Raw genomic sequence first — 26,991 nt, forward strand, 5'->3', positions numbered from 1 at the left:
ATAGCACTTCTTATAACTTTTAACGTTTTATAGAAGCTTTTAATGTAAGTAATATCCGTTACTTAAATCCTGCCTCTGCGTACTAGCTGGTAGAAATTACTGACTGTACGTGTCTGACATAGCAATAGGAATGAGATTGGTAGATCTCCCGTAGATGCCGGACTGGCAATCCAAAATCAAAAATCGATATCACTCTATCTTCCGTGAATTTTGGAAATGAAAATCTATCCGTGGATTGACCTCACGGCTCTGCTTTTGGAGTGAATTGGAGTGAAATTAACGAAATCTGACGGTCTGAAGCGGGCTAGGGCATTGGGTCTGGGGTAGAGCGATCGCCCGGCAAAGCAACACTATCGCTGGCCGGCACATTTGCAGGCACGCTTGCAGGCAGCGCGGGCGACGTTCCCTCCGCAGGCAGCGTCAGAACGGGTTCGGAGACTGGCAGGGCAGACGGCACGACCGGAACGACCGGGGGCAGAGGCGCAGGCAAAGGCGGTGGAGTGGTGCTGGCAGATCGATCTAGCTGACGCAGCATCTCTTCCTGCTCTCGCAGCCGCAGTTCATGAACCTGTCGCCGCCAGGTATCTGCTTGAGTGCGGGCTTCTTCATGGAGCGATCGCCCCCAGGTGATCTGGTTTGCCTCGTCTATAGCCACTTCGAGCGATCGCACATCGCCCTGGCGAGCCAACTCAGCCGCACGCGCCAGCCGGGGGCGATCTTCAATCGCTTCGATTTGCTGTCGCCAGGTGTTGATCAAAGACTGGGCCTGATCATATTGCGGCGTGCCGTAAAGTACCTGCTCTGCGGCACCTACTGCGGCCCGCAAATCCTCAACTCGGCCACCCTGAGCCAACTCCTGGGCCGTCTTTAATCGTTCTGCGTCTGTCTTTGTTTGCTCAGTTTCCCACTGACGGATCAGATCGTTCAGCCCGCCTCCCTTGCTGGCTGAATTGGGCGATCGCCGCGCGGTTGCTTCACTTTCACGAGACGATTGCAGCAGCCGCATTAGCGCTTGATACTGGGTAGTTGCCCAATATTGATTGCCCACGGTTAACAGCATTCGGGCCGCAGACATGGCCGCAAACCAGTTTTCCTGATCGATCTCGGCTTCGACCTCGCTGTAAATTTTCTCAGCCTTGGCCCAAATTGCTTCCCATTCTTTGATTTTTGCTTCAGCCGTCGCATACGTAGCGACGTGAAACGGAACCCGCTTGGCGATATCGCGGGCCCGGTCGAGGGAACCTGCCTGAAACTCCGCCTCCCCCAGTCGCAGAATATCCTGAGTCCATTGCTCAATCAGGCGATCGCTCTTGTCGCGCAGCGGATCGTCTGCATTAACCTGGTTTGCCAACTGAATAGCGCGTCGCAGATCTTCAACCGTTTGTTTATTCGCTAAAATCTCAGCACAGTAAATCCGAGTAGAGCCAGAGTTGTTGCTTTGGGCCACATTCCAGCAGCGGGGCAGCACAGGCAGCACCAGCAGTTCCCGCACTGCCATCGAGCCGACCCCGACAGGCACCAGCAGCAGCAAGAGGCCAATTGCGCTCCAGACCCAAATCGAGTCTACCGCCAAACGAGCGCTATCTGGCGCGTTGGGGAGTGTGCCCGATGGCGATAGTTCGGGAGCGGACGGCTGAGGTTCGGACGGAACGGGAGCCATGAGAAAACCGTGCAGCGCCAAATCGCGTAATGGAAGATACCCGCTATTTTAACGATAAATCTTTTGTCTCATGGCGGGCTGGACGGGCTGAAACGTTTAGCTATCAAGGAGTTTCGCAATGACAACACCAACTCTGCATGTTGCTGCCCGGATTGTGGCTCAGGCGGAGCAGGATGCCGCGCTGCGCTTAGTGCTGCTGGAACTGGTGGATCAAACGCGGCGAGCGCCACTCACCGGTCGGGAGATGCCGTGCAATCTGCCCTGGCCAGGAGCGAATCGCTGCTGGCGATCGCACCTGAGATCGTGAGCTACGTCAAAATTTCAGCGTAGGCCTGGCTCAGTATCCGGCGGATTTCCCGATGCGTGCTTGCGCTCGTGCAGTTGCAGCAGGATATTGGCATGAACCTCGCGGGAGATGGGGTAGAAATAGGCCAGCCCAATGCCCAGCAGCAGCACGATGGCCGGCAGCGGACCGATCATCACGCGGATGGCGGTGAGTGCCGAGTCTGGCTGAATGGGGGTTGCTTCTCCGGCAGTGCTTTCGATAAAGCCAGCGGTATCCAGCGCCAGCCCGACCAGGAAGAGAGCGATCGCCAGCCCCATTTTTTGCAAAAACACCATAAAGCTATAGAACACGCCCTCGCGCCGCTGTCCGGTGTGCAGTTCGTCCAAATCAATCACATCGGGCACCATCGACCAAGGAATCAGGTAAGCCGTAGACACACCCATCCCGGCTAAAATTCCCAAAAAATACATCCAGCCCACCTGTCCCGGCTGAAGGAAAAACAGCCCAATTTCTGCCATCACCCACAGCACCATGCCCAGGATGTAGACCGCTTTTTTGCCCACGCGCCGCGAAATTCGCTCCCACACCAGCAGCATTGCCAACGCCGTTACCTGCACCGCCATCACGACCTGGGTGTAGACCGCGTTCGACAGACCCATCCAGTCGCGCACGAAGTAGGGAATGATGGTGACGGTGTTTTGCAGCGCCAGCCAAGAGCAAAGGTAAATACCAATCACAAACAAAAAGGGGCGATTGGCAAAGGCCACTTTGAGCTGCTGGAGGATGGGCATTTCCTGGGTGCTGGTTTCGACTGCGCCGCGAAGCTGTTGTCGCCGCGTCACATGGCCGTAAGTCCCAAACACACACCAGAAAAAGGGCAGCACCGAAATCACCGCACAAATTGCGCCGATCGCCCGATATTGCTGAGCTACGTCGTCGGGAATGGCGTTGAAAATGGCCAGCACGATTACCAGCGACAAAATGCTGCCGCCGATGGAAAAGATAAAGCGAAAACTGTTGAGGCTGGTGCGCTCGTCGTAGTCGTCGGTGAGTTCTGGAGTGAGGGCGGTGTAGGGCAGGTTGACGACGGTGTAGAAGGCGTTGAACAGCACTGAAACCGCGATGTAGTAGGCCACCAGTGCCCATAGGTTTGTGGTGGGATTGTCGGAAAAACGAGGCACAATCCACTGCAAGAAGAAGAAAATGCCGAAGGGAATCGCGCCTGCGACGATCCAGGGATAGCGGCGGCCCCAGCGGCTTTGAGTGCGATCGCTCAGAATCCCCACAATCGGATCATTCACGGCATCCCAGATTTTGCCGACCAGCAGAATACTGCCTGCGATGCCCGCCGGAATGCCCGCCACGCTGGTAAAAAACACCAGCAAAAACACCGCCAGGATATTTGCCGTGATGGCGGTTCCCAAGTCTCCGGCTCCATAGGCCAGCTTGGTGCCAAAGCTGAGGGTGTCTTCGGGAGATTTGGAAGATTTGGACAGTTTGGAGGCAGACTCGCTCATCGGCTTGAAAACCTAAAACAGGGAAAGAAAACAGAGAAGGAAAACAGGGCGCTGAGGAGATCGGGGAGAACGGGCTGGCGATCGCCCACCGTTCTTTGCAACCGCTGGTTGGACAACTGCTCTGGCAACCGTTCTAGCAACGCGGCAAGTCACCCGTCGAGGGACTGGATTTGTGCCAGTGGCTTGATTTTATCCAGCAAGTTGTAGGATGCTCATCATCTAGGGAATACGCGGCGGGCGATCGCCTGCTCTGTCGCTCGCTGTGGGGGCAGTTCTAGTATGCGGACTCCTGGTATGTAGACTCCTAGTATGTAGACTCCTGGTATACAGACTGCTGGAGTGCAGCCCCAATCTTGCAACTTGAATCCTTTTAATCCTAAGGTAATCCTGCCCGTTCGCTCGTTTTCGTCCCACTCATCCTCTGCCGTCTTTCCCATGTCAGATCTCTACGTCTCGTGGCCCGACTATCATCGCCTAATTGAACAGCTTGCCGTCAAGGTTTATGAATCCGACTGGGAATTTAACCAGATTGTTTGCATTGCCCGGGGCGGCCTGCGGGTTGGCGATTTGCTCTCGCGGGTGTTTGACCTGCCGCTGGCGATTTTGTCTACAGCTTCTTATCATGGGCCAGGAGGGCGATCGCGCGGTGCAATCACCTTTTCTCGCGACCTGGCCATGACTACGCCCAATCTGGGCAGCCATGTTCTGCTGGTGGATGATCTGGTCGATTCAGGCATCAGCCTCAAGCGCAGCGTCGAATGGCTAAATCACAACTACGGCTTCTATATTGACGAGATGCGGACTGGCGTTCTCTGGTACAAAGCCTGCTCCATCTTTCAGCCGGATTACTACGTAGACTATCTGGAAGATAACCCCTGGATTCATCAGCCCTTCGAGTATTACGAAAACACCACTGCCGAAGCACTGGCCGCAAAGCTGTCAGCCCCGGCCTAGTTCGTCCAGCGTTGGCAAGCCTCTGCGAAACCGACTCTGTAAAGCTGTGCTGTAAGGTCGCTGTAATTAGCGGTCTGTGAAAACAATCTGTGAAAGCAATCTGTAAAAACGATTTGTGAAAAAGCGCGTTACGCTCACGTTTCCCAAGCGCTCGGTTCACATGCCCGTCACCTATCGGCTGGCAAAGGATTTTAACGTGGCTGCCAACATCATCCGCGCCCAGGTCGCGCCGAATCAAATCGGGACGCTGGTGGTGGAGCTGTCGGGCGATATTGATCAGCTAGATGCGGCGCTGGACTGGCTGCGATCGCAGGATATTGGCATTTCCACCGCCAGCCGCGAAATCCTGATTGATGAAGACCTGTGCGTCCACTGCGGCCTCTGCACGGGAGTCTGCCCAACGGAAGCGTTGAGCCTCGACCCACAGACCTTCCGGCTCAATTTCGGGCGATCGCGCTGCATTGTTTGCGAACAGTGCATCCCCACCTGCCCGGTGCAGGCAATCTCCACTAACCTGTAGGTAATCTAGAGCGTGCTTTAGAGCTAATTTGTAAAGGAGCCTGAAAGCCTTGTTAATCAAGGATTTCCGAGAAACCGCTTTTCCTGGGCAAACATGACCTCAAAGCCACACATGCCAAGAGTTTCAGGCTTCTTAAGATTTGCTTCATAAATTAGCTCTTAAAACCCTTTGATCCCGCCTAGCCCCCCTTAAAAAGGGGGGAACCGGGCCGAACTACTCCGGAAGTCCCCCTTAATCTTTGATCCCCCCCTAGCCCCCCTTAAAAAGGGGGAAACCGGGCCGAACTACTCCGGAAGTCCCCCTTATTATTAAGGGGGATTTAGGGGGATCGACTCAAGGCAATCAACGACCTAGAAAGGTTTAAGACACTGCCTATTAGGTAACCTAATAGAAACGCAGTTCAGCGTTTTACCCTATTGTTCCTGCTCTGGGCCATGCTCTGGGTTTCTCTACCGCTGCTGCTGGCAGCCTACACTAGCTTTAGCTGGTTTCTCTACCAAAACACCGAAAACTGGGTCGCTTGGGCGCTGGCGGTGACCTTTGCAGTCGTGCAGGCGCTCTTACTCACGGCCTGGTCACGAGGACTGCGGCGCTTCTTCAGAAATTGGCTCCGATCTAGCCTGGGCTATTTTTCGCTAGTGCTGCTAGGAGCCATGTCGATCGCCGTCATCCTCGTTTGGTATCACGTCTTTGAATACATCCTGGTGGTAGTTGCGGCGGAGATTCTGGCACGGCTCGATTTGCAGCAGGCCAAGCTAGGCCGCTGGCAGTCCCTCGGCGTGCTGACTGCGATTTCGGTCATAGGGTTGTCCATTGGGTGGACGGCTGAAACGACGCTGCCTGCTCCCGCAAACCGACTGCTCCAGGTCTGGCCGTTGGGGAGGTAACTGTCCCCGCCAGTTCGACTACAGCCTCGGAACCGCTGCGCCAGTTCTCAGGTGCAAATCCCTCTGTAAGTCCCTTAGAAATAAACAGCAGCCCCGACGAACCCGACGAAGCTGCTGAGCGCATGAGGAGTGAACACTCTTAATCTAAGCCGGGAAACGCTCTCCCAGAGCGACGTTACGGTTTTTGATACGGGGTGGCGCGGCGCAGCAAATGCTGGGGGTTGCCCCCAGACGGATAGGAGCATCCCACTTTCGATGAAACAGTCAACTGGCGAGCTGTCCATTGAGGTAGGCACAGCGCAGACTCAACATGGCATTAACGGAGGCCGTATTCCAGCGAGCACCCGAAATTTGGAGGCGTCGCCCAATCTGTTTGACAGCCGATTCTACGGCTCCTGATCCAATAGAACAGAGTTGCTCAGCCTGGTAGAACCCATAATTCACGATGCGAGAGCGATGGGTGCTCAGATAGGCTTCAAAATTGCGGGCTTGCTTGCGCCGACAGTCGGCAAAGAGGGCCCTGGCGGCTTCCACTTGACCTTGCCATAACAGCATTTCCGCCGCTGCTAAGCGCTTGAGCGACCCACCGACTTTGTAGAGGTTTTCTTTGAGATGGTACCAATCGAGGATTTCCCAACGGGTCTCAACGGTGGTGAGTTGAGCAAACAGATTCCACACCCCAGCGTGACCATCGCCCAGACAGACCAGTGGGGAGAGCAAGCGTTGAGCGCTGAGATAATCAATCAAGCTGTCATTGTCTTGGAAGAAGGCGTTGTAATCAATCCCCTCCACCCGCACCGCTTTGTAGTCTCGCCACGGGCTATCGGACTCTAGCAGGTCACGCAGACGGACTTTGCCGCCATCAATGCTGACCTCACTGACGCCTTGTTTAGCCTCGGCAGACTCGAACGACTGACGCCCCACCAGACGTTGTTGGGTCGAGTGCCCGACCCGCATCCCGGTCAGGGCTACGATGTCATCCTCTGCATCTTGAAACGATTCGTTGGCACTTAAGCGTAGGTTGGCTTTCTCTAGGCCACCACTGAGACGGCTGTAAGCCTTTACGCCTAACCGTTCTGCCTGACTTTGACGAATCTCAAGGACCCCTACCAAACTCTTCAATCGGCGAACCCGGCCTCGGGCGGGGTAGGCTTTCTGGTTGACAAAAAAAGGGCAACTCGAGGGCTCACCTCCTCTAGCATTTGCCGTCGTACAGTCTGCTCGATGCCTTCTAGACTATCGAGCCCCTCTCGGTTGCTATTGCGATACAAAATCTCGGCGATCTCTGCTGTACAAGTTTCCAATCGCTTTTGGTCTTCAGGTGTCATGGTGAGTCATCCCTGGGGCTACCCTCCCATTCTCACCCTTCGCACTGTTTTCGCGAAAGTGGGATGCTCCCTTTGCTTTGAAGCGAGTGATGTGCCGCGTTTCTATCAGGATTCTCCCTTGCTGTATCGATGGTTAGAGGGTTGGCTCTACGGCTGCACGATTGTTGGGAAACGTCCGTTTGGGTCAGGCGTGGCGGAGTTGATGGATTGGGAGAACAGCGCAATTGATTTTCCAAGGGGCAGCAATGCGGTTGAGTTTTTGGAATCTCTGCTAGCGGATCAGGATTTTTTACAGCAAAACTCCCTCCGAAATCACTGTGAGTGCCTCTTGCGGCACGACTGGCGCTATCGCCTTCGAGATCTGTTGGCGATCGCCAGTTTGCCTTTTCCTGCGAGGCTGGACGCAGAAATTCAAGCGCTGCAACAAAAGGGCGATCGCCTGCTGGAAGAATGCCGCATCCCGATTTATTTTTAATGATTCCATTGCTCAACTTAGAGGCTTAGATTCAAGTAGTTCTCGAATGCTTTGAAGTTCTGAGAGAATCGCCTGCAATAGCTTGTGGGTGGTGGTTTCTGCTGATTCTTGAACATGAATTGTGACTTGTTTCATTCCAAGGATATCGGCTGCAAAGCGGGCGACTTCATTGGGGTGAAACAGGATGGGATCTTCGAGCGTTTGGCGCAATTCCGGGTTGAGCCGCGATGGGTCATAGGGCGGATTTAGGGTATTTGGGTCGGTGTTGGCATAGCGATAGACCGAAGCACGGGAACGATTCAGCACTTTTTGGGCAGCTTCGACGGTCAGCAGTCCTTCGGGGGTGGTGAAAACTCGGTTGTCCATGAATTTGCAGACGAAAATTTTTAAGAATTGCGTTTGTCTTAATTTTATCCGATTCGTCTTACATTGAGTCTACATTTAAGAATAACTATCTCAATGCTAGTCTTTTGATTGGATTTATTGTCTTATTTTAAGTCTAATAAAGAGACTTATTTTCTCTTTATTGGACAAATTTTAGTAGATTTTTATTTCTCTAATTGAAAAAGCAGTTGCGTTTGTCTCTTTTTGGACAAGCACGCTCATTGTTAGACCTATAAAAAGACTTTTAATCTTAAAATGAGTCCTGAAAATGGATTTTTAGTCTCAAATTAATACTCTTTAGGGATATGACTCGACTCCGCTATTCGGATCTGACAATTGAAGTTGCAATCAAACTTCTGCGCTCTTCCGCACGGGCTGTGTTAGGGTTGAGGCGGCAAAACGCCAGAGTTTTTCACCGGAGCAGGGCGATCGCTACAACGTTATCGGTTCAGAAGACTAGCGTTGCCTGACCGCCCAACACGGGTTAAAAAAATAGTCCAAATTAAGTCCAGAAAATACACTGCATCTCCAAAAGTCCTGCCAATAAAGAACTCCGTCGATTTGAGTATTTGCGTTATCCGCAGCTAGTCAAAGCGACAAATGACCTGCCGCAACAGGTACTTCAGAACTGCGCTGCAACCCATCAAGTGGGTCAACATCAATAAATCGGGCTGTAGGGTGCTGTTTTGCGTAGCCGCACCGCAAAATCTTGACCCTTTACGCTAGCGCTAACACATCCTACAAAAGGGTATCCATTTACTGTCAACGACCCTGAAGCGAGTTTCTAAAGCAAGTGAAGAATTAGCAGTCACAAAATCCTTGTTCTTAAAAGGGAGTCTTTGAAAAAAGTCTTTACCCCACTATGCAGGGAAATGTTGCATAACATTTCCACTTAAATGTCTGAAATTAAAGCTTATAGAAACCAAGTCTCTCTTTAGATAAGAGCGAACTACGTCTTCAGATGGTCTTACTCACAAGACAGATTCGATATTGTTTAGCTATGAACGAAAGGGCATTCAAAAGCCTGTTGAACTTTAGGAGATTATCTATGAACCTTCTAGCTTGGATCGTGTTGGGTCTGGTAGCCGGTGCGATCGCCAAAGCGATTTATCCGGGTCATCAAGGCGGCGGTATTTTAGGCACACTGCTGCTGGGTGTGATTGGTGCATTTGTGGGTGGTAGCCTTTACAACCTGATCACGACAGGCACTCTAGCGCTCACGGCTACCGGACTTAGCATTGGTGGTGTTTTTATTGCCGTGCTGGGCGCGATTATTGCACTGTTTGTTTACTACTCCGCGACTCGTCGGGCTGTCTAATTACAGTCCTTCGCCAGCAGCATGATTTAGGGCAACTGTTAGGATGGTTGCCTGGTTGCCTGACACAAGTCCCGAAAGCCCAGAAAATTCGTTGTCTTGGGATCGAAGCCCATAGCTCCTGAGTTGGAGCCGGAGGGCTTGGTCAGAGGAGCTTTTGGGCCAGCGTCCCCTACGAGAAATCAGGGGTTTCCAGAGATGTGTCAGGCAGTCAGGATGGTTGCCCTACGTCATTTTCTGAAATTGGTTTTTAGACACCACTTTTATAGCCGTCGATTTTGAGTGTTGAGATTTTGATTTTATTGCCCGTCAATTATATTAAGTGCCTTTACCTATTTCATTGGCAGCGCCACTGAGACAGGCTAATACAAGCTGCTCTTTTTCAGCAGTAGATATTTTGGAACAGATATTTTTTTAGGTATATCGATAGTTTTCACCCTTCTTCTTGAGCTATGTCAACCGACCTACTAATGAGCGAATTCCTTCAGCAATCTAAATCTTCTAAATCTGAAGCAGAAGCAAAAGCCGAGTCCTTAAGGCAGGAGTTGCGAGACTTTGTGCTGGATGCGGAAGATGATGTGGCGATCGCCCTGCTTGACTGACAAAACAGGTTAAAGCTGGAACGAAAGCCATGCGGGAAGCAGAGCATGATTTAGGCTGAGAAGTAACCACACAAACCAGTCAAATCAATGTCACCGACTTCCCGTCTTTATGATGCGTTGAATGATTTTCTGCGTCAATGCGACATTCAGTGGCAGGATGCTCGCCATCTGCAAACACTGTGCTGGATGATCATTGGCATGATTGGAAGCCAAAACGTTCATCTCAATGGATTTGGGGTGTATGTGAGGAGTCGCGCTCAAATGGCTCAATCCCACCAACGCCGGTTTCGCCGCTGGTTGTCGAATCGGCGGATCAATGTCGCGTCCGCTCATCATGCGCTGATTGGGCAGGCTCTGTCCAACTGGCAGACCCAACGACTCTACTTAAGCCTCGATACAACGGTCGTATGGAATTGTTTCTGCATCGTCTGGGTCGCAGTGGTGTACCGAGGAAGAACGGTTCCGGTCGCTTGGAAAGTGGTGGCGCAATCAAGCAGCACCGTCAGGTTGTGGACGATTCAACGGGTACTGCGGCAAGCGCAACGGCTGATGCCCGAGGGTGTCGCGATTGTCCTTTTGGCAGACCGAGGGTTTGCCGATGGCAAGTTGATGAAATACCTCCGGGAGAATCTGGGTTGGCATTTCCGCATCCGCATCAAACGCTCCTTCCAATTTCAGCACCAAGGGCAGTGGCGCCAGGTATCGTCGGTTCAATTGCAACCAGGACAAGCTTACTTTACGCCTGCAGTGTCGGTGGGTAGAACAAAGCCCTACGACAATGTTTACCTTGCCTTTGCCCACGACAAACTCAGCAGCGAGAATTGGACAATTGTGAGTGATGAGCCGACGAACTTGCAGACGTTTGCCCAATATCGACTGAGATTTCAGGTGGAGGAGTCGTTTTTGGATTTGAAGTCCAACGGGTTTAATCTCGAAGCCTCCAGACTCAGAGACAAGGTTGCCCTTTCCCAGTTGTGTGGGGTAATCGCCTTGACGATGCTGTTCTTAGTTCTCCAAGGGGTGCAAGTGGTCGCATCCGGCAAGCGTCGCCAAGTCGATGCTCACTGGAAGCGCGGCATGAGTTATCTCAAGCTGGGCTGGAATTGGATTCGGCTGGCTATCACTCACCAGTGGAAGATTCACGTTTATCAGTTCCTCTCCTGTTCACCTGACCCTCAACCTGCCATCGCATCAAGGCGACAACACGATGACTCCCTAAAGCGTGAATTCACTGTCCTCAGCCGTATTCCAGCTTCTTAGTTTTGTCAGTCAAGCAGGGCGATCGCCCTAGAACGCTACAGCGCTGATCAGCTCCGTCATTGGGCAGCCACAAACCTCCAGGGAATCAGCCGCACCGATTTGGCGATTGACATGTTTTTGACGGAGGGGCAGGTCAATGGGCAATCCGTGCTAGATATTTTTACTCAGAATATCTCTAATCGATCGCAGGACGATCAGGCGTTAGTCGAATCCTGGAAACGGACCTTTAACGGACTGTTTATGGTGTTGCAAGCTGAGGGCGATCGCTACGAGGTGATGAATTGGCTCACGGAAAAATACTACTGGGCAAAGCCAGATCGGCTCCACTCTTCAGAAGAACTTTCTCGCCTCAGCCTTGGTGAGATTGTCGTGACCCGCCTCTGGCCCGAAACACCAGATCAGTGGATATTCTCCGGCCCCTTGATGCTGCTTGGAAAATTAGGAAAACCCAAGCTCGCAGTCGCCATTGGCAACTTCAAAAACTGGTTTCCCAATCAGCTCTATGGCGACGCACCAGAGCTATTAGAAGAAGCTTGGACTTCCGTAGAGCGATATCGTCAATACTTTGTGGAATTCTTTGGAACAAATCGCATAACCCTGCCGGGGCAAGAGTTGAACAAGCAGCTCAAAGCTTATCAGGACGAAATGACTCAACGCCGCTTGGGAGAAGCAGGGATTGATGCCTCTAAATCCTTAAAAGAACTGGTCAACGAAGCAGGTCTTTCGGAAGAAGATGTGGCGGAGTCGGCAGAGCTACTAGGAGAAGAAAGTGGAGCAGTCAACCACCTGCTCAATAGCAATCAATCTATCAAAATGGTGATGCCGCCGATCAATTTGCCAGATGATCTGCGTTGGGCAGAAGCGGTGACTGTGTTCGTCCATCCCCGCTGGGGTCAAGCCTTTTTGCAAGACTATGCGCGACTGACCCAACTGCTTGAATCCACAGATGAAGCGGCAACGGCAGGAGCAGACCAAATTCTTCAAAAATATCTGAAAGAAGATGCAGTGAACACCTACGTTTGGCACTGCATGGCAGAAGACTATCCCCAGCCATTGACGGAGGCTTTGCAACGCTGCCTCGATCGCCCATCGTTTACACTGGATGAACTGGACGAGGTTCTGGTAGGCGCTGGTAAATCTGTAGAACCCACGCTGCCGGAGATAGCCAGTGTGCCGATGCATTTGCAAACGCTGTTTGAAGAAGCTTTGCAAGACGTGACCCGCAGTTCTTCCAAGAAAAAGGCAAAGGGTAAACCAAAGCAAAAGTCTGGGTTTGGAGGCCGCTGACTTCGGCTTATTGACCCGCCTCACGTCACGCATACGGAGCATACATAGCGTGTTGAGCGGGTTGCAGGTTCAAGCACCGGCAGCGAAAACGGTTTCAAACCCCGAATCAATGTTTCAATAAGAAACAGGACTTACGCAGTTGGACAATTTCTCGCGGGCGCAGCCCGCGAGAAATTGTCCAAAACCCAAAGAGCTTATCGCAAGTGCGTAAGTCCTGAAGAAAGAACAACCCAGTTTGATGGTGAAGGAGAATAGTTGCAATGGGATTTGTTGCTTACGTGCTAATGCTGGCGATCGCCTTTGGTGGCGCAATTGGTTTGTACTACGCGCTGCGGACAGTGAAGCTGATTTAGGTTGCCTTGAACAAGCGGATTGAGCGCAATCACCCTCGCAGCGATCCGCCATATCTTGATACGCCACATCTTTCCGCCATATCTTATAGAGATCCGCCGTATAGCGATCCGCCACCTGCATTCCCCAAAAAAGCTGGCCCTTCAGCCCATGCGGCTTGAAATGCCAGCTTTTCTGCGTGGAATCACTCCCGCTCGCGCTGGCGCTCCGGAGCCGACAACCCCTCATTCTTATCCCCCGACTGACTCTATGCGTGCATTCAAGCATCTCGACACCATTACCGCGCTGTTTGTCGCAGTGCTGTTAATCTCCAACATTGCCTCCACCAAGATTTTGACCCTTGGTCCGCTTACCTTCGACGGCGGCACGATTCTATTTCCCCTCAGCTATATCTTTGGCGACATCTTGACTGAGGTCTACGGCTATGGGCGATCGCGCCGAGTGATTTGGCTGGGCTTTGTGTCAGCGCTGGTCATGGCAATCACGCTCGCCATTGTGGGGGCGCTGCCACCCGCCGCCGACTGGGGCAACCAGTCCGCCTATGAAACCATTCTGGGGCAAACGCCGCGCATCGTGGCAGCAAGCCTGATTGCCTACATTGCGGGAGAGTTTTCCAACTCCTTCACGCTGGCAAAGCTCAAAATTCGCACGGCAGGACGCTGGCTCTGGCTCCGCACCATCGGCTCCACGCTAATTGGGCAACTGCTCGACACCGGGCTATTTGTGCTGATCGCCTTCACAGGGGTCGTGCCAAACTCCCTGCTGTGGCCGCTCATCGTGTCCAATTATTTATTTAAGTGCGGCGTGGAAATTCTCTTCACCCCTGCCACCTACGCGATTACAGGCTGGCTCAAGCAGGAGGAACAGGAGGACTACTACGATCGCAACACCAACTTCAATCCGTTCCACCTGTCGCAAACGCACCAATAAACCACGAAACGAAGCCTCGGCAGACCAACAGTCGTTAGCCAATGTTAGCCGATCAAAAAAGCGAGAAAACAAAAACACGATGGGTAGACCCTTGCTGAACTAGAGTCTGCCCATCGCGTTTGGGTGAGATGAAACGAGAATGAATCGAACCAGGCGTTTGGCTACTGCACCATGCCACCCGATGCCTGGAACCGAGCGCGAGCCCGCTTGTAAGCCTGCGTCGCACGAAGTTGGTCTTGGCGGGAACCACCACTTTGAACCTGGTTAAGTTTGGCCTGAGCCTCAGTAAAGGCAGTCCGCGCCTCTTCCTGGTTGATCGCATCACCACGCTCTGCACCGTTCACCAGGATCGTAACCTCGTCCTGATCGACCTCTGCAAAGCCACCCATCAGGGCGATCGCCACCCAGTCCTTATTCGCACGGACGCGCATCACGCCCGTATCCAGAGCCGTCAGCATGGGTGCATGTCCGCTCAGCACGCCAAGCTGACCCGTAGTGCTGGGCAGAATCACTTCCTCTGCCGGAGAATCCCAGACCGTTTTGTCTGGCGCAATGACTCGAACAGTTAGCGGCATAACGTTGAATTGGGGTTAGAGAATCAAAAGCGAGTCGAAGGAAATAGCGTTAAAGAAATAGCGCTATGGATCATCTCAAGCCAGGTATGTACAGCGTAAACTGCACATACCCAGCGATTCAAAACATTACTTGCCTTCAGACTTCATCTTTTCGCCCTTGGCGATCGCCTCGTCAATGTCGCCCACCATGTAGAAGGCCCCTTCCGGCAGATCATCCAGTTCACCCGCCAGAATCTTCTTAAAGCCCTGGATGGTTTTATCGAGTGTCACGTACTTGCCAGGGGCACCCGTAAACACTTCCGCCACAAAGAACGGCTGCGACAGGAACTTTTCAATCTTGCGGGCGCGGGCCACCGTCAGGCGATCGTCTTCCGACAGTTCATCTAGACCCAGGATCGCAATGATGTCCTGAAGCTCTTTATAACGCTGAAGCGTTGCCTGCACCGCACGAGCCGTGTTGTAGTGGTCATCGCCCACAATATCCGGCTGGAGCATGGTTGAGGCAGAATCCAGCGGGTCTACCGCCGGATAAATGCCCTTGGAGGCCAAGCCGCGAGACAGCACTGTAGTTCCATCTAGGTGGGCAAAGGTCGTTGCTGGGGCGGGGTCGGTCAAGTCGTCCGCAGGCACGTACACCGCCTGAATGGAGGTAATCGAACCTTCGCGGGTCGAGGTAATCCGCTCTTGCAGCGCCCCCACGTCAGTACTCAGCGTCGGCTGATAGCCCACCGCAGACGGCATCCGGCCCAGCAGCGCAGACACCTCAGAACCTGCCTGCACAAACCGGAAAATATTGTCAATAAACAGCAGCACGTCCTGCTTGTTTACGTCCCGGAAGTATTCTGCCATCGTCAGCGCCGACAGACCCACCCGCATCCGCGCTCCGGGCGGCTCATTCATCTGGCCATACACCAGCGCAATCTTCGAGTTGGCAGGGTTGTCCTTGTCGATTACACCCGACTCAATCATCTCGTTGTAGAGGTCGTTGCCTTCGCGGGTGCGTTCGCCCACGCCGCCAAACACCGACACACCGCCATGCTGGGTCGCAATGTTGTTGATCAGTTCCATCATGATCACGGTCTTGCCCACACCAGCGCCGCCGAACAGACCAATTTTGCCCCCCCGGCGATAGGGAGTGAGCAGGTCAACCACCTTAATCCCGGTTTCAAACACCGAGGGTTTGGTTTCCAGGTCGGTCAGCTTGGGAGCTTCGCGGTGAATCGGCAGTGTTTCCTGCGTTGCCACATCACCTTTGTTATCAACCGGCTCACCCAGTACGTTAAAAATTCTTCCCAGCGTTGCCGTTCCCACAGGCACGTTGATGGGTGCGCCCGTGTCTACTGCCTCCATGCCCCGCACCAGTCCGTCGGTTGAACTCATTGCCACGGCGCGGATTTGGTTGTCACCTAGAAGCTGCTGCACTTCGCAGGTAACCGAAATTTCTTGCCCAGCGGCGTTTTGTCCTTTAACCGTCAATGCATTATAAATCTGAGGCAGGCTGCCACTGGGAAAGCGCACGTCTACGACGGGCCCAATGACCTGAGTAATGTAGCCAATATTAGTTTTCTCTGCTGTGGTGACCATGCTTTCGCCTATCGTCTGATCAGCTTTTTGAGGGGTTCGTGACAGCTTTAACATAACGTAAAATTGTCACTTTTCAGATTATCACTAAACCTGTCACAAAAAGTTCTCAAAATTTTTAGAATCTCCAGTGACGACGCTCTGTAGCCACCTCATCAGAGCTGCTTCAGACCTTCACCGACAGAAGTGTTGAATCTTGATGGTAAAACTTTACAAAAAGCACTCTCAAGAGGCGGATTATTGAGAATGGAAGCAATAAGTAGGTCATTACAGGCAGAATTATAGATCTTTTGTACTGGATTCAGCTATGAACTTGCCCTGCTAACATTGCGTTCAACACTTCTGCTTCACCGACTGTTCAACCAGTCCCCCAAATCGCCAATAATGAGGATAATTGCTAGGTGCTAGCCATCTGGCAACCTGGCTTGCGTAAAGGATCTATGTATCTATCCTGGACGGTAATTTGAACCTTCCTTCTTTTCTCTGGCTCTGGCGCATTGCGGCCTGGTCGATGGGGCTATCGCTGTTGACCTATAGCCTGCTGGGAATCAGCGGGGTTTGGATGCGGCGTAGTCGTCGTCAGGCGTTCCCCAGACCAGGGTGGCTGCGATCGCTCCACCTAGCGTTAGGCGGGTTGCTGGTGTTGCTGGTGCTGCTGCTGCTAACGATTGGGCTGGTGGGGACGCTGGGCTACTACGGCAGTCTGGGGCATTCGGTGCATCTGGTCGCAGGGCTGACGGTGGTGGCGCTGGTGCTGCTGTCTGCGGGTAGCGCCATGCAGATTGGAGCCGAACGTCCCTGGGCACGATCGCTCCATGTAGGCACGAATCTGGTTCTGTTCCTGGGCTTTATCGCCGTCTCTCTGTCGGGCTGGAGCGTAGTGCAAAAATACCTGCCCTAGTTTTTTCACCTCTGAGTTCTATGGCTACCTCTTCTGCTGAATCGCAATCTCCGCCGTTGCCAGAGTTGCCGCAGGCATTCCGCATTTCGCCGCTGATCCGCTTGACGCTGCTGCTGTTCTATGTCGCGCTGACGGTGCCGCTGCCGTTTTTGGCAAAGGTGACCCAGGCGCCCGTGCCGCCGAGTGCGCTGGCAGTAGCGCTGGGGCTGGGGGCGATCGCTCTCTATGCCGCCCTCAGCGAGCGAGTGATCGTAACCAACACGGGGATTCAGGTTGCCTATCCCCGCTGGGTTCCCGATTTATTGCGAAAGGGCTGGAGCCTCGACTGGTCAGAGATTACATCACTCAAGCCGCGCTCCACCGGCCAGGGCGGGCTGGTTTACTACTTTTTGACTCAAGCAGGCGAGGCAAAGCTGCTGCCGATGCGGGTGGCAGGCTTTGCTCGGCTAGTGTCGCTGGTGCAGACCAAGACAGGCATTGACACGACCGACGTGCGCCCACTGTCTCAGCCGTGGATGTATCTAATTTTGCTGGGGCTGACGCTCCTGCTGCTGTTGATAGACGCCTGGACAATCTGGACCGCGCTGACTGTTGGGATGCCTGCTTAATGCCCAATGCCAGAGCGAATTTCCGGGATAGACCTCTGTTCTGGATAGACCTCTATTCTTCAGTTTCCAGAACTTCTGACGAAGACCGCTCCGGCGCGAGAGGCTCATCCTCGTCCTCTGGCCAGTCGGCGATCGCCTGCACCACAAACGGCAGCCCAGCGCCCCGCAGCCCCCGACGAATCCGCTCCGGCGTGTCCTGAAACACCACAAACAGCGGGTGAGTTTCTTCAGCCGCTTCACTCAGAATGTGCTTGTGACGCGGCGGCATCAGCCATTCATAGCCCTTGTCGAGAAGCACTTGGGTGCGCCGCCAGCGGCTCAGCAATTCCGAAAAGTCCTCATTGGGACGATAGATAAAGACGAAGATTTCTGGCCCGGTTTTCACCTGCCATTCGGGGTCGCACATCAGAATCGCCACATCGCAGGGCAACCGCAGTACCTCACCTGCCGACACCGTTGCCCCGCCCGATTCTGCCGACACACCCGCCTGCCGCACGCGCACCACAGGCAGCGGAATTGTAATCACGCTGTCGTCAGGGCGGCGCATACTGGGCACAGTTTCCAAGTAGGGGCGATATTGCTTGAGTAGGGCGATCGCCCCCCGATGGTCGCTATACTCAGCTAGCAGTTCTTCATAGCGCAGTTGCAGGTTCGCCATAGGATTAGATGAATCGAAGGAGGGCGATCGCTCCAGTTTCGTCCGCCCTCTCTCTGCATCTTGCTTGAGTTCTTACTAAAAGATAGGTTGTCCGGGCAAGAAGCAGCGCTTGTGTGTCCTCGCCTGTTCTTTTGCCTATTTAATTTTGCCTATTTAATATTGTCCATCACCGCAAACATCGGCAGATACATCGCCACCAGAATCGACCCCACCATGCCACCCAAAAACACAATCATGATTGGTTCCATGATGCTAGTCAGCGCCTTTACAGCCTGCTCCACTTCGTCCTCATAGAAGTCTGCCACCTTCATCAGCATCGAGTCGATCTCGCCCGTTTCCTCACCAATACTGATCATCTGGATCGCCATCAGTGGAAACACCTGCTCCCGCTGGAGTGCCAGACTAATCATGCCGCCCGACTGCACCTCCTTTCGCGCCTCATCCACGGCGTTAGAAATTACCTGATTGCCTGCCGTATCGCGCACAATTTCTAACGAAGTCAAGATTGGAACTCCAGAGCGAGAAAGCGCCCCAAACGTCCGGCAAAAGCGAGCCGTCGCGCTCTTTTGCACCAGATCGCCAAACAGCGGCATCTTGAGGAAAAAGCGATCCATTGTTTCCCGACCCACGCGGGTTTTGTAATACTGGCGATAGGCGAACGCACCCAGAACCACAATAACCACCAGCGCGATCAGATAAATCGGCGTTCTCAGGAAGTTACTAATATTCAGCATGAACTGGGTAAACGCAGGTAGCTCTGCGTCCAGTTCATCAAAAATATTGGCAAAAATGGGCAGCAAGAAAATTGTCATGCCCAAAAACACCAGAATAGCAATAATTCCTACAGTCACCGGATACGCCATTGCAGACTTGATCTGGTTCTGCAATCGGGCAATGTCTTCCAGCAGTTTAGACAGCCGATTCAGCACGTCATCCAACACACCGCCGACTTCGCCAGCCTGAACCATGCTGACATACAGGTCATCGAAGCACTCCGGATGCTTACGCATCGAATCCGACAGGTTCGTTCCCTGCTGCACATCTGCACTAATGGCCTGGAGCGACTTTTTCAGCTTGGGATTGGGGCACTGATCTGCCAACACTCCCAGACCGCGCACCAGCGCCACGCCTGCGTTGACCAATGCCGCAAACTGGCGAGAAAAAACAGCTTTATCCTTAACCGTGACCTTTGCAAAAGAGTTTTGAATGTCCTTGAGATCAAGCGTGTTGAGCTTTTCAAACAGACTGCGATCCTCAGCCAACTCTTGCACAAACAGGCCCTGTTCCCGCAGCGTGGTTCGCGCTTCAGCGGGAGAGGCAGCGCTGATTTTGCGTTTTACTGGGTTGCCCTTAGAGTCGCGGGCGCGAACAACATAGGTTTGCATAGCGGGGAGGGAGATAGATACGAGACGACGTAAATCAGGAAGTTCGCCAACGGTCGAACGGCAAGGCTGCTAATCGGCAAGGTTCTTGAGTTCCACTTTATCCAAAACCTAATTTTTCGATACCGATTTCGATACCTAGCAGTTTAGTGAAATTCGCAAAGAATGACACAACTCTAGCCAAACTTTGAATCAGCAGGACTTATACACTTGTGATAGGTTTCCTGGGCTTGGAACGATTTCTCGCGAGCGCAGCCCGCGAGAAATCGTCCAACTGCGTAAGTCCTATCAGTAGAAAAACTAGAGGAGCATATGAGGACACTTTGGACGAACAGCATCCTGATGAAACCAGTTCCTCAGGATGGAACACGTCCTTCGGGCTGCTGTTCTAGCTGTTCTGGAGTATGTTCTACACTGCCAGAACGGTGCTATCGAGTGCCCACGGGCGCACCCGGACGCGCACCACCCGGCGCGGGTTGCTGCATTGCGCCGCCGATCAGCCGCTGGAGTTCGTCGGGGCGAGAGGTTTTCGACATAGCCGATTCAAACGAGATTGTGCCCGCTTTGTATAGGTCAGCCAGCACCTTCTCCAGCGTGACCATGCCCAGTTTGCCGCCCGTTTGAATAGCGGAATAGATTTGGGCGGTTTTGCCTTCGCGAATCAGGTTGGCGATCGCCGGAGTAACGACCATGATTTCCTGTGCCATCGCTCGCCCAAATTCACCGGGCTTCGGATTCTTCTTAGGCACCAGCGTTTGGCTAAACACTGCCACCAGCGAGTTGGAAAGCTGCACCCGCACCTGCTGTTGACGCTCAGCCGGGAACACGTCGATCATCCGGTCAACGGTCTGGGAAGCAGAACTGGTATGCAGTGTTCCCATCACGAGGTGTCCAGTTTCGGCCGCCGAGATCGCCAGTGAAATCGTCTCCAGGTCCCGCATCTCGCCCACCAGAATCACGTCTGGGTCTTCCCGTAGAGCCGCCTTCAGCGCGTTTGCAAAGCTCTTGGTGTCTTCCCCAAGCTGCCGCTGGTGGATCAAGCTTTTAACAGGTTCATAGACAAATTCAATGGGGTCTTCCACAGTCAGAATGTGTTCTGCACGGGTGCGGTTGATCAGGTCGATGATGGCCGCCAGCGTCGTGGTTTTTCCGGAACCCGTCGGCCCCGTCACCAGGATCAGTCCTCTGGGCTTTTCCGCCATTTCGCGCACCACGTCCGGCAGACCTAGCTTCTCGAAGCTAGGAATTTTGGAACTCAGCGCCCGCAAACAGGCGGCGTAGGTGCCCCGATCTTTGTACACGTTCACCCGGAAGCGGGCCAGACCTTTCACACCGTAGGAGCAGTCCAGTTCCCAGTTTTGCTCCAGGTTCTTTCGCTGGGTGTTGTTAAGCATACTGAAGATCAGCCGCTGGCATTGCTCCGAGGTCATCGGCTCGTCGTTGATGGGGGCGAGGTGGCCATTGATGCGGAAGTAGGGCGGCAATCCAGCCGACAGGTGCATATCCGACCCGCCCATCTCAATCAGTTGCTCCATCAAGTCTTCGATCATCAATTCCATGTGGGTGGCTCCTTCTATGCAGGGTTGTACTTAAGTTGTGCCTAAGTTAAGACAAGTTGGGAACAGCTAGCGCTTAGGGCAAGTAGCACTTAGGGCAAACAGCGGCGCTAATCCTGGAAGCGGGGGGTAGTGCAATAGGGACAATCTAGCCATTCGGGGCGTAGCTCAGCAGCACAGTTGCGGCAAGTCAGCGAACTCTTGCGCTTGGCTTTGAGTTCCGCCTCCAATCCCGTATCGGTAAAGGTGACGCGCTCTACCTCTTCAAGCGTTGTGCTGCCCTCGCGCACCAGGTTTAGGCTATAGGCCAGCAAGGTCTTCATGCCCTCGTCTACTGCCACTTCCTTGATTCGCTCGGTGGGTGCGCCTTCAGTAATGAGAGTCTGGATTTGCTCCGTTACACGCATGACTTCGTATACCCCGCAGCGTCCTTTGTAGCCACTGCCCTTGCAGGTGGGGCAGAGGGTGTTTTGGGCGCGGGCGGACTGAATTTCGTCAGGTGACAGTTCGTTGGCCTTATAGAAGGTCACTTCTGCTTCGCGAGAAGCCGACAGGCCAAAGCGGGCCAGTTCTTCGGGGCTAGGGCTGTAGGGAATACGGCAGTCGGGGCAGACGCGGCGCATGAGGCGCTGAGCCAGCACGCCAATCAGCGAACTAGACACCATAAAGGACTCTACGCCCATTTCTTCGAGACGGGCGATCGCACTCGCAGCGTCATTCGTGTGCAGCGTTGTCAGCACCAGGTGTCCCGTCAGTGCCGCCTCGATCGCCGTCTTCGCCGTCTCCTTATCCCGAGTCTCACCCACCAGAATCACGTCCGGGTCTTGCCGCAGAAAGGCTCGCAGAATCGAGGCAAAGTCCATCCCTTTTTCGCGGATCACCTGCACCTGGGTAATCCCCGGTAGGGAGTATTCAATCGGGTCTTCGGCAGTGCTGATGTTCACGCCGGGACTATTGCGCTCCGCCAGGGCAGAATAGAGCGTTGTCGTTTTACCCGATCCAGTCGGCCCCGTCACCAGGATCAGACCAAAGGGACGCGATACCATTTCCTGCACAATTTGCAGCGTTTCTGGGTCGGTGATCAGTTTGTCCAGCCCCAGCTGAGTAGCGGAGTTGTCGAGAATCCGCAGCACCACCTTTTCGCCGTAGCGACTGGGCAACGTGTTCACCCGGAAGTCCACCTTGCGCCCGTCAAAAATCCGGCGAATGCGCCCGTCCTGGGGCATCCGGCGTTCGGCAATGTCTAGATCAGCAATGATTTTGAAGCGAGCGGTGACCGCCGGAACGATTTTCTTGGGCAGCGGCTCCAGTCCCTCCCGCAGCACGCCGTCTTTGCGAAAGCGAATGCGGAGATGTTCTTCCTGCGGCTCGATGTGGATATCGGAAACCCCTTCCTGAAGCGCCTTCACCAGAATTTTGTTGACCAAGGCGATCACAGGGGCCGCGTCGGCATCCTGAAGGGCAGCATCCAAGTTGGCTTCGATATCGTCGGGTGGTTCCTCCAGATCGAGGTAATCCAGCCCTTCAAGATCTGCCTTCACATCCACCTTGGACTGAAATTCGAGCTGCTTCTGGCGTTCGACCTGCTCATCTAGATATTGGGAGATGATCCGCTGATAGTCTTCAACCGTGATCACCATCCGCATTAGCCCCAGACCCTGCGGACGCAGAATGCGGTTGAGGTCGTCTTGTGCAGCCAGATCATCGGGATCGACCATTGCGATCAGCACTGCGGGCGGTTCGCTTTCGGTGCGCGACAGAGGCACAAGGCGATAGCGACGGCACAGATCGACGGGAATGAGACTATCGATGAGTTGCCCAACCTGGGCAGTCGAAATTTCGTTGATCTCCGGATCGAGGGATTCAACTCCGTAGAGAATTTTAAGTTCAAAAAGCTGTTGCTTCTTATATTGGCGCAGCAGGTCAGGCGGCAACTGCTGACCTGTAATCATCTCCAACACATCCGTCAGCGGTCGCCCTGTTTTGCGGCTTTCCACCAGGGCTTGCTGCATTTGGTCGTTGTTGACGTAGCCCGCCTGGATGAGCTTGTTGCTGAAGGGCGAAAAATTATGCTGGACAACAAGGGCACGACGTTGGGATGAAGAGTTAGCCATAGCTGCTGCTGAGAGGTTTATAGCCTGTATAGAGTATTGTCCCAGCGCTAATGCCAGAGGGTGTCTGGGGCTGCTGGAGGAAGCAAGAGTGAACCTGCGGTTTACAAGTTCTAAAGCTGGGTTATGGGAACTGGATTATGAAAGGCAAATTGGGCATTCCGAACGTTGGCTGGAGAGCCTGACTGGATTCGTTACGACGGGCGATCGCCAGATTCACCCATTGCCTATAACCCGTCTGAACAAATGCCCTGAACGAGCGTGGACTATCACGAATGCCTCCAGTATTCCCCACATAGGTCAATAAACTATCGTCGTTAGGGTACTCTGGATTAGGTAGCTGATGGGCTGGTGAATCGATGCATTCTGTATAGCACAGCCCAGACTCATCCGTTACACAAACTGAGATAAACGGTTCAGACCTGATGGTTTGCCCGTTTGGTTGAGTTGTATAGGTACGGGCGATCGCTCTGATGTTTCTGATATTAGGGATATTGGGAATAAGAGATATTTCGTCTGTCGCGTCAGAATTCTTAAAACCTGAGGCACAATACATAAAAAGTAGAAGCGTTGCAAGAGTACATCAAGAAGAAGGGCGACGAAGGGTTAATTTCAGAAAGAAGATGAGTAGGCTAAGAAGCCAGGTTCTACAACAGGCTCGATTTCAGACTCTTGATTGAAAGCTTCCGAAGGGGCTGCTCAAGGCTCGACCCCGAAGCAACAGCCCCTTCGACTCAGATTTTGTCCAGTTCACAAAACGACATCCGTTAGGCAAGCATGATCGAAGAAGAGAAGCAACCGATGGAGGGTGATGACGTGTCCGCTGAAAGCAATGGCGTGGAAAGCGAAGTCATGAATACCGAAGCAGTCGATCCGTCTGCCTCGACGGTCGAAGCATCGACTGAGCCTCAGGTGGAGGTCGTCGCGGAGGTTCCCAGCGGAGATTCTTCGGCGCTCGTCGATGAGCTAAATCAAAAAGTGGCGACGCTAGAACAGCAGCTTGAAGAGTGGACAAATCACTGCAAGCGGATTGCGGCGGATTTTGAGAACTTCCGCAAGCGCACCCAAAAGGAGAAGGAAGACCTAGAGCAGCAAATTAAGTGCAAAACCGTTGAAGAACTGCTGCCTGTCGTCGATAACTTTGAACGAGCGCGATCGCAGATCAAGCCCCAGGGCGACGAAGGCATGGCGATTCACAAAAGCTATCAGGGAGTCTACAAAGATCTGGTAGAACGGCTCAAGCGCATCGGCGTTTCTCCAATGCGCTCTGAGGGCAAAGAGTTTGACCCAAACCTGCACGAAGCCGTCATGCGGGAGCCGTCCGAAGAATACGCTGAGGGCACGGTTATCGAAGAACTAGTGCGGGGCTATATGCTGGGCGATCGCGTCTTGCGCCATGCAATGGTCAAGGTTGCCGCTGCTGTCGAGCCTTCCGACGACAGCAGCAGCGCCGACACGTCATCTGAGGGATAAAACCAGACCAAGACTCCGCTCAAGAATCTTCTAGCTGACCACTGTGTATAACTGATGTGGATAGCTGACCATTGTGTAGTAGACGAACTGTGTGAGAGGTGAGCGCTTTTCAACAATCGTCCTGAGCGACTCAATTAAACCTGACTAAGCCAAGAGGTCTTTAGCAAAATCCAGGTAGACTCGCTCCAAAAACTCAGCCTGAAAAGCCCACCATTCGGCAAATCTCCTGTTTTTTGCGGAGCCTCTAGAAATATTTTTAAGCGCGACTGATTAAATTCCCGAACAATTGCGGAATACTTGCTAAGAGTTGAATCAGCTTCTGGTCTCCGACTCATTCACTTGAAATCTGATAGCCGCTACTAGCTAAATTATGGGAAAAGTCATTGGCATCGACCTGGGCACAACGAATAGCTGTGTTGCTGTCCTGGAGGGCGGTCAACCCGTTGTCATTTCCAGCTCAGAGGGAGGACGCACCACTCCTAGCATTGTTGGTTTTGGCAAGAACGGTGAGCGGCTCATAGGGCAGCTCGCCAAGCGTCAGGCTGTGACCAATGCCGAAAACACCATTTTCAGCATTAAACGGTTTATCGGGCGACGCTGGGACGACACAACCGACGAGCAAAGCCGAGTCCCCTACACCTGCGTCCGGGGGAAAGATGACACGGTAGACGTGCAAATTCGCGGACGTTCCTACACACCCCAGGAAATTTCCGCCATGATCCTGCAAAAGCTGAAGCAGGACGCTGAAAACTATTTAGGAGAACCAGTCACCCAGGCGGTTATCACCGTACCGGCCTACTTTACAGATGCCCAGCGCCAGGCCACCAAAGATGCAGGCACTATTGCAGGGCTAGAAGTGCTGCGGATTATCAACGAGCCAACTGCTGCGGCTCTATCCTATGGATTGGACAAACAGGATCAGGAACAAAGCGTGCTGGTGTTTGACCTGGGCGGCGGGACGTTTGATGTGTCCGTGCTGCAACTCGGTGACGGTGTGTTTGAGGTGAAATCCACCTCTGGCAACAACCACCTGGGCGGCGATGACTTTGACAATGTGCTGGTTCAGTGGCTCATGTCTAGCTTCCAGCAGCAAGAAGGGATCGACCTCTCTAGCGACAAGATGGCGCTACAACGCTTGCGCGAAGCTGCGGAGAAAGCCAAGATCGAGCTTTCGAGTATGCTCACGACAACCATCAACCTACCGTTCATTACAGCCGACGAAACTGGGCCAAAGCACCTGGAAATGGAGCTGACCCGCGCCAAGTTTGAAGAACTGGTGAATGATCTGGTCGAAAGCACGCTTGAACCTGTCGAGCAGGCGCTGAAGGATTGCGGACTGAGCGCGGATGATTTAGACCGCATTTTGCTGGTAGGCGGCTCTACTCGGATTCCAGCAGTTCAAGAAGCCATCAAGAAGTATTTCAACGGCAAAGCTCCCGATCGCTCTGTCAACCCCGATGAGGCGGTTGCACTGGGTGCGGCAATTCAAGCAGGCGTTTTGGGTGGTGAGGTGAAAGACCTGCTGCTGCTGGACGTAACCCCACTCTCGCTGGGGATTGAAACACTCGGCGGCGTGTTTACTCGCATCATCGAGCGCAACACCACAGTTCCCACTAGCAAAACCCAGACCTTCTCCACAGCAACCGATGGACAGACCTCGGTCGAGATCCATGTTCTGCAAGGGGAACGGGCGATGGTGAAGGACAACAAGAGCCTTGGGAAGTTCCAACTGACGGGGATTCCGCCTGCCCCACGTGGCGTACCGCAGATCGAGGTGTCCTTTGAAATCGATGCAGACGGTATTCTGCAAGTCAGCGCCCGCGACAAGGGCACAGGTCGGGCGCAAACGATCCGTATCACCAACACAGGCGGACTCAGCGAGTCTGAAGTGGAACGGATGCGGATGGAGGCAGACCTCTATGCCGAAGAAGATCAGAACCGTCGTCTGCTAGTGGAATATCGCAACCAGGCCGATATCCTGTTCAGCAATTATGAGACGACGCTTCGCGAGAATGGCGACTTGATTCCCGAAGCGTATAAAGCAGAGGCTGCTGAAAAAGTGGCAGAACTGCGAGCGGCGGTCGCCGATCGGACGCTGGATGTAGACACCATGAAGGCTCGCTTGGATGCGCTCCAACATGCCCTGTTTGCAATTGGTTCGGCGATGTATCAACAAGCTATGCATCATGGATCAGATGCGAACGGCAACTATGCAGGCTATGGCAGTGACCCAGACGGCTATGACGATCCCACGGTTGCCTGGCCCAACGGCAGTGGAGAACCGGAACTTACAGAAGCAGTCAACGGAGACGACTTCAGCTTCGAGACAGACGAAACCGTGACGGCTGACTACGAGGCCGTGGATTAGGACAGCGAATCGCGTATTCCCG

General features: G+C 53.4%; 25 protein-coding genes. 15 read left to right on the forward strand and 10 right to left on the reverse strand.

Features of this window, described 5'->3' with window-relative positions:
- Window positions 1–304 precede the first annotated feature (304 nt).
- Window positions 305–1,660, reverse strand: a complete 1,356-nt coding sequence (locus JTM80_RS12145; RefSeq protein ID WP_172356278.1) for a hypothetical protein — start codon at window positions 1,658–1,660, stop codon at window positions 305–307.
- A 118-nt stretch (window positions 1,661–1,778) separates the two neighbouring features.
- Here JTM80_RS12145 and JTM80_RS12150 point away from each other — a divergent pair, with 118 nt between their 5' ends.
- Entirely contained in the window at window positions 1,779–1,967 is a 189-nt protein-coding gene (locus JTM80_RS12150) for a hypothetical protein (protein WP_172356276.1), read from the forward strand.
- Window positions 1,968–1,981: 14 nt separating this feature from the next.
- Here the strand turns inward: JTM80_RS12150 and JTM80_RS12155 are convergent, their stop codons facing one another.
- A complete protein-coding gene (locus JTM80_RS12155) occupies window positions 1,982–3,463 on the reverse strand; it encodes an MFS transporter (RefSeq protein WP_172356274.1) in 1,482 nt (493 codons plus the stop codon).
- Window positions 3,464–3,898: 435 nt separating this feature from the next.
- Here JTM80_RS12155 and JTM80_RS12160 point away from each other — a divergent pair, with 435 nt between their 5' ends.
- The 3 genes from JTM80_RS12160 (at window position 3,899) to JTM80_RS12170 (ending at window position 5,824) form a co-directional block, all read left to right on the forward strand.
- Window positions 3,899–4,417, forward strand: a complete 519-nt coding sequence (locus JTM80_RS12160; RefSeq protein WP_205369501.1) for a phosphoribosyltransferase — start codon at window positions 3,899–3,901, stop codon at window positions 4,415–4,417.
- Between the two features lie 115 nt (window positions 4,418–4,532).
- A complete protein-coding gene (locus JTM80_RS12165) occupies window positions 4,533–4,937 on the forward strand; it encodes an NIL domain-containing protein (RefSeq protein ID WP_172356270.1) in 405 nt (134 codons plus the stop codon).
- A 434-nt stretch (window positions 4,938–5,371) separates the two neighbouring features.
- Complete coding sequence (locus JTM80_RS12170; protein WP_172356268.1) at window positions 5,372–5,824, forward strand: hypothetical protein; 453 nt, start codon at window positions 5,372–5,374, stop codon at window positions 5,822–5,824.
- A 264-nt stretch (window positions 5,825–6,088) separates the two neighbouring features.
- Here JTM80_RS12170 and JTM80_RS12175 read toward each other — a convergent pair.
- A protein-coding gene (locus tag JTM80_RS12175) for an ISKra4 family transposase (RefSeq protein WP_172353946.1) occupies window positions 6,089–7,152 on the reverse strand; the annotation gives its coding sequence in 2 pieces (ribosomal slippage) (window positions 6,089–6,996 and window positions 6,996–7,152; 1,065 coding nt in all).
- Window positions 7,153–7,243: 91 nt separating this feature from the next.
- Here JTM80_RS12175 and JTM80_RS12180 point away from each other — a divergent pair.
- Window positions 7,244–7,627 (forward strand): glycosyltransferase, encoded by a 384-nt coding sequence (locus tag JTM80_RS12180; protein ID WP_172356266.1) that lies wholly within the window; start codon window positions 7,244–7,246, stop codon window positions 7,625–7,627.
- Window positions 7,628–7,639: 12 nt separating this feature from the next.
- Here JTM80_RS12180 and JTM80_RS12185 read toward each other — a convergent pair whose 3' ends face one another.
- The gene (locus JTM80_RS12185) at window positions 7,640–7,993 is read right to left on the reverse strand and encodes a resolvase (protein WP_205369502.1); all 354 of its coding nucleotides are present in this window, start codon (window positions 7,991–7,993) and stop codon (window positions 7,640–7,642) included.
- A 1,066-nt stretch (window positions 7,994–9,059) separates the two neighbouring features.
- On the opposite strand from JTM80_RS12185, the gene JTM80_RS12190 reads away from it, so the two are divergent.
- From JTM80_RS12190 to JTM80_RS12215, 6 genes are all read left to right on the forward strand, one after another.
- Window positions 9,060–9,329, forward strand: coding sequence for a GlsB/YeaQ/YmgE family stress response membrane protein (locus JTM80_RS12190; protein ID WP_172356262.1), 270 nt, complete (start codon window positions 9,060–9,062; stop codon window positions 9,327–9,329).
- Window positions 9,330–9,778: 449 nt separating this feature from the next.
- Window positions 9,779–9,928, forward strand: a complete 150-nt coding sequence (locus tag JTM80_RS12195; RefSeq protein WP_172356260.1) for a hypothetical protein — start codon at window positions 9,779–9,781, stop codon at window positions 9,926–9,928.
- An 87-nt stretch (window positions 9,929–10,015) separates the two neighbouring features.
- Window positions 10,016–11,188 carry a transposase gene (locus JTM80_RS12200; RefSeq protein ID WP_172353422.1) on the forward strand — a complete coding sequence of 391 codons (1,173 nt, stop codon included), beginning with the start codon at window positions 10,016–10,018 and terminating at the stop codon, window positions 11,186–11,188.
- 111 nt (window positions 11,189–11,299) lie between these two features.
- Complete coding sequence (locus JTM80_RS12205; protein WP_205369503.1) at window positions 11,300–12,475, forward strand: hypothetical protein; 1,176 nt, start codon at window positions 11,300–11,302, stop codon at window positions 12,473–12,475.
- Between the two features lie 260 nt (window positions 12,476–12,735).
- Entirely contained in the window at window positions 12,736–12,828 is a 93-nt protein-coding gene (locus JTM80_RS12210; RefSeq protein WP_068514956.1) for a cytochrome B6, read from the forward strand.
- Window positions 12,829–13,075: 247 nt separating this feature from the next.
- Window positions 13,076–13,756: a queuosine precursor transporter gene (locus JTM80_RS12215; RefSeq protein ID WP_172356254.1), complete on the forward strand. Its 681-nt coding sequence runs from the start codon at window positions 13,076–13,078 to the stop codon at window positions 13,754–13,756.
- Window positions 13,757–13,917: 161 nt separating this feature from the next.
- On the opposite strand, the gene atpC is transcribed toward JTM80_RS12215, so the two are convergent.
- Together atpC and atpD are read right to left on the reverse strand one after the other, a co-directional pair.
- The gene (atpC, locus tag JTM80_RS12220) at window positions 13,918–14,331 is read right to left on the reverse strand and encodes an ATP synthase F1 subunit epsilon (RefSeq protein ID WP_172356252.1); all 414 of its coding nucleotides are present in this window, start codon (window positions 14,329–14,331) and stop codon (window positions 13,918–13,920) included.
- 126 nt (window positions 14,332–14,457) lie between these two features.
- Complete coding sequence (gene atpD, locus JTM80_RS12225) at window positions 14,458–15,915, reverse strand: F0F1 ATP synthase subunit beta (RefSeq protein ID WP_172356250.1); 1,458 nt, start codon at window positions 15,913–15,915, stop codon at window positions 14,458–14,460.
- 460 nt (window positions 15,916–16,375) lie between these two features.
- Between atpD and JTM80_RS12230 the strand changes: the two genes are divergently transcribed.
- Window positions 16,376–16,813 carry a DUF4079 domain-containing protein gene (locus tag JTM80_RS12230; protein ID WP_172356248.1) on the forward strand — a complete coding sequence of 146 codons (438 nt, stop codon included), beginning with the start codon at window positions 16,376–16,378 and terminating at the stop codon, window positions 16,811–16,813.
- 20 nt (window positions 16,814–16,833) lie between these two features.
- Complete coding sequence (locus tag JTM80_RS12235) at window positions 16,834–17,421, forward strand: hypothetical protein (protein ID WP_205369504.1); 588 nt, start codon at window positions 16,834–16,836, stop codon at window positions 17,419–17,421.
- Window positions 17,422–17,473: 52 nt separating this feature from the next.
- Here the strand turns inward: JTM80_RS12235 and JTM80_RS12240 are convergent, their stop codons facing one another.
- From JTM80_RS12240 to JTM80_RS12255, 4 genes are all read right to left on the reverse strand, one after another.
- Window positions 17,474–18,079: a hypothetical protein gene (locus JTM80_RS12240; protein WP_172356244.1), complete on the reverse strand. Its 606-nt coding sequence runs from the start codon at window positions 18,077–18,079 to the stop codon at window positions 17,474–17,476.
- Window positions 18,080–18,228: 149 nt separating this feature from the next.
- A complete protein-coding gene (locus JTM80_RS12245; RefSeq protein WP_205369506.1) occupies window positions 18,229–19,464 on the reverse strand; it encodes a type II secretion system F family protein in 1,236 nt (411 codons plus the stop codon).
- Between the two features lie 425 nt (window positions 19,465–19,889).
- Window positions 19,890–21,020 carry a type IV pilus twitching motility protein PilT gene (locus JTM80_RS12250; protein ID WP_172356240.1) on the reverse strand — a complete coding sequence of 377 codons (1,131 nt, stop codon included), beginning with the start codon at window positions 21,018–21,020 and terminating at the stop codon, window positions 19,890–19,892.
- Between the two features lie 107 nt (window positions 21,021–21,127).
- A complete protein-coding gene (locus JTM80_RS12255) occupies window positions 21,128–23,131 on the reverse strand; it encodes a GspE/PulE family protein (protein ID WP_172356238.1) in 2,004 nt (667 codons plus the stop codon).
- Between the two features lie 774 nt (window positions 23,132–23,905).
- On the opposite strand from JTM80_RS12255, the gene grpE reads away from it, so the two are divergent.
- Together grpE and dnaK are read left to right on the forward strand one after the other, a co-directional pair.
- A complete protein-coding gene (gene grpE, locus JTM80_RS12260; RefSeq protein WP_172356236.1) occupies window positions 23,906–24,601 on the forward strand; it encodes a nucleotide exchange factor GrpE in 696 nt (231 codons plus the stop codon).
- Between the two features lie 370 nt (window positions 24,602–24,971).
- The gene (gene dnaK / locus JTM80_RS12265; protein ID WP_205369511.1) at window positions 24,972–26,969 is read left to right on the forward strand and encodes a molecular chaperone DnaK; all 1,998 of its coding nucleotides are present in this window, start codon (window positions 24,972–24,974) and stop codon (window positions 26,967–26,969) included.
- Window positions 26,970–26,991 lie beyond the last annotated feature (22 nt).

Source organism: Thermoleptolyngbya sp. PKUAC-SCTB121, assembly GCF_016919485.1.
Lineage (GTDB): Bacteria > Cyanobacteriota > Cyanobacteriia > Elainellales > Elainellaceae > Thermoleptolyngbya > Thermoleptolyngbya sichuanensis.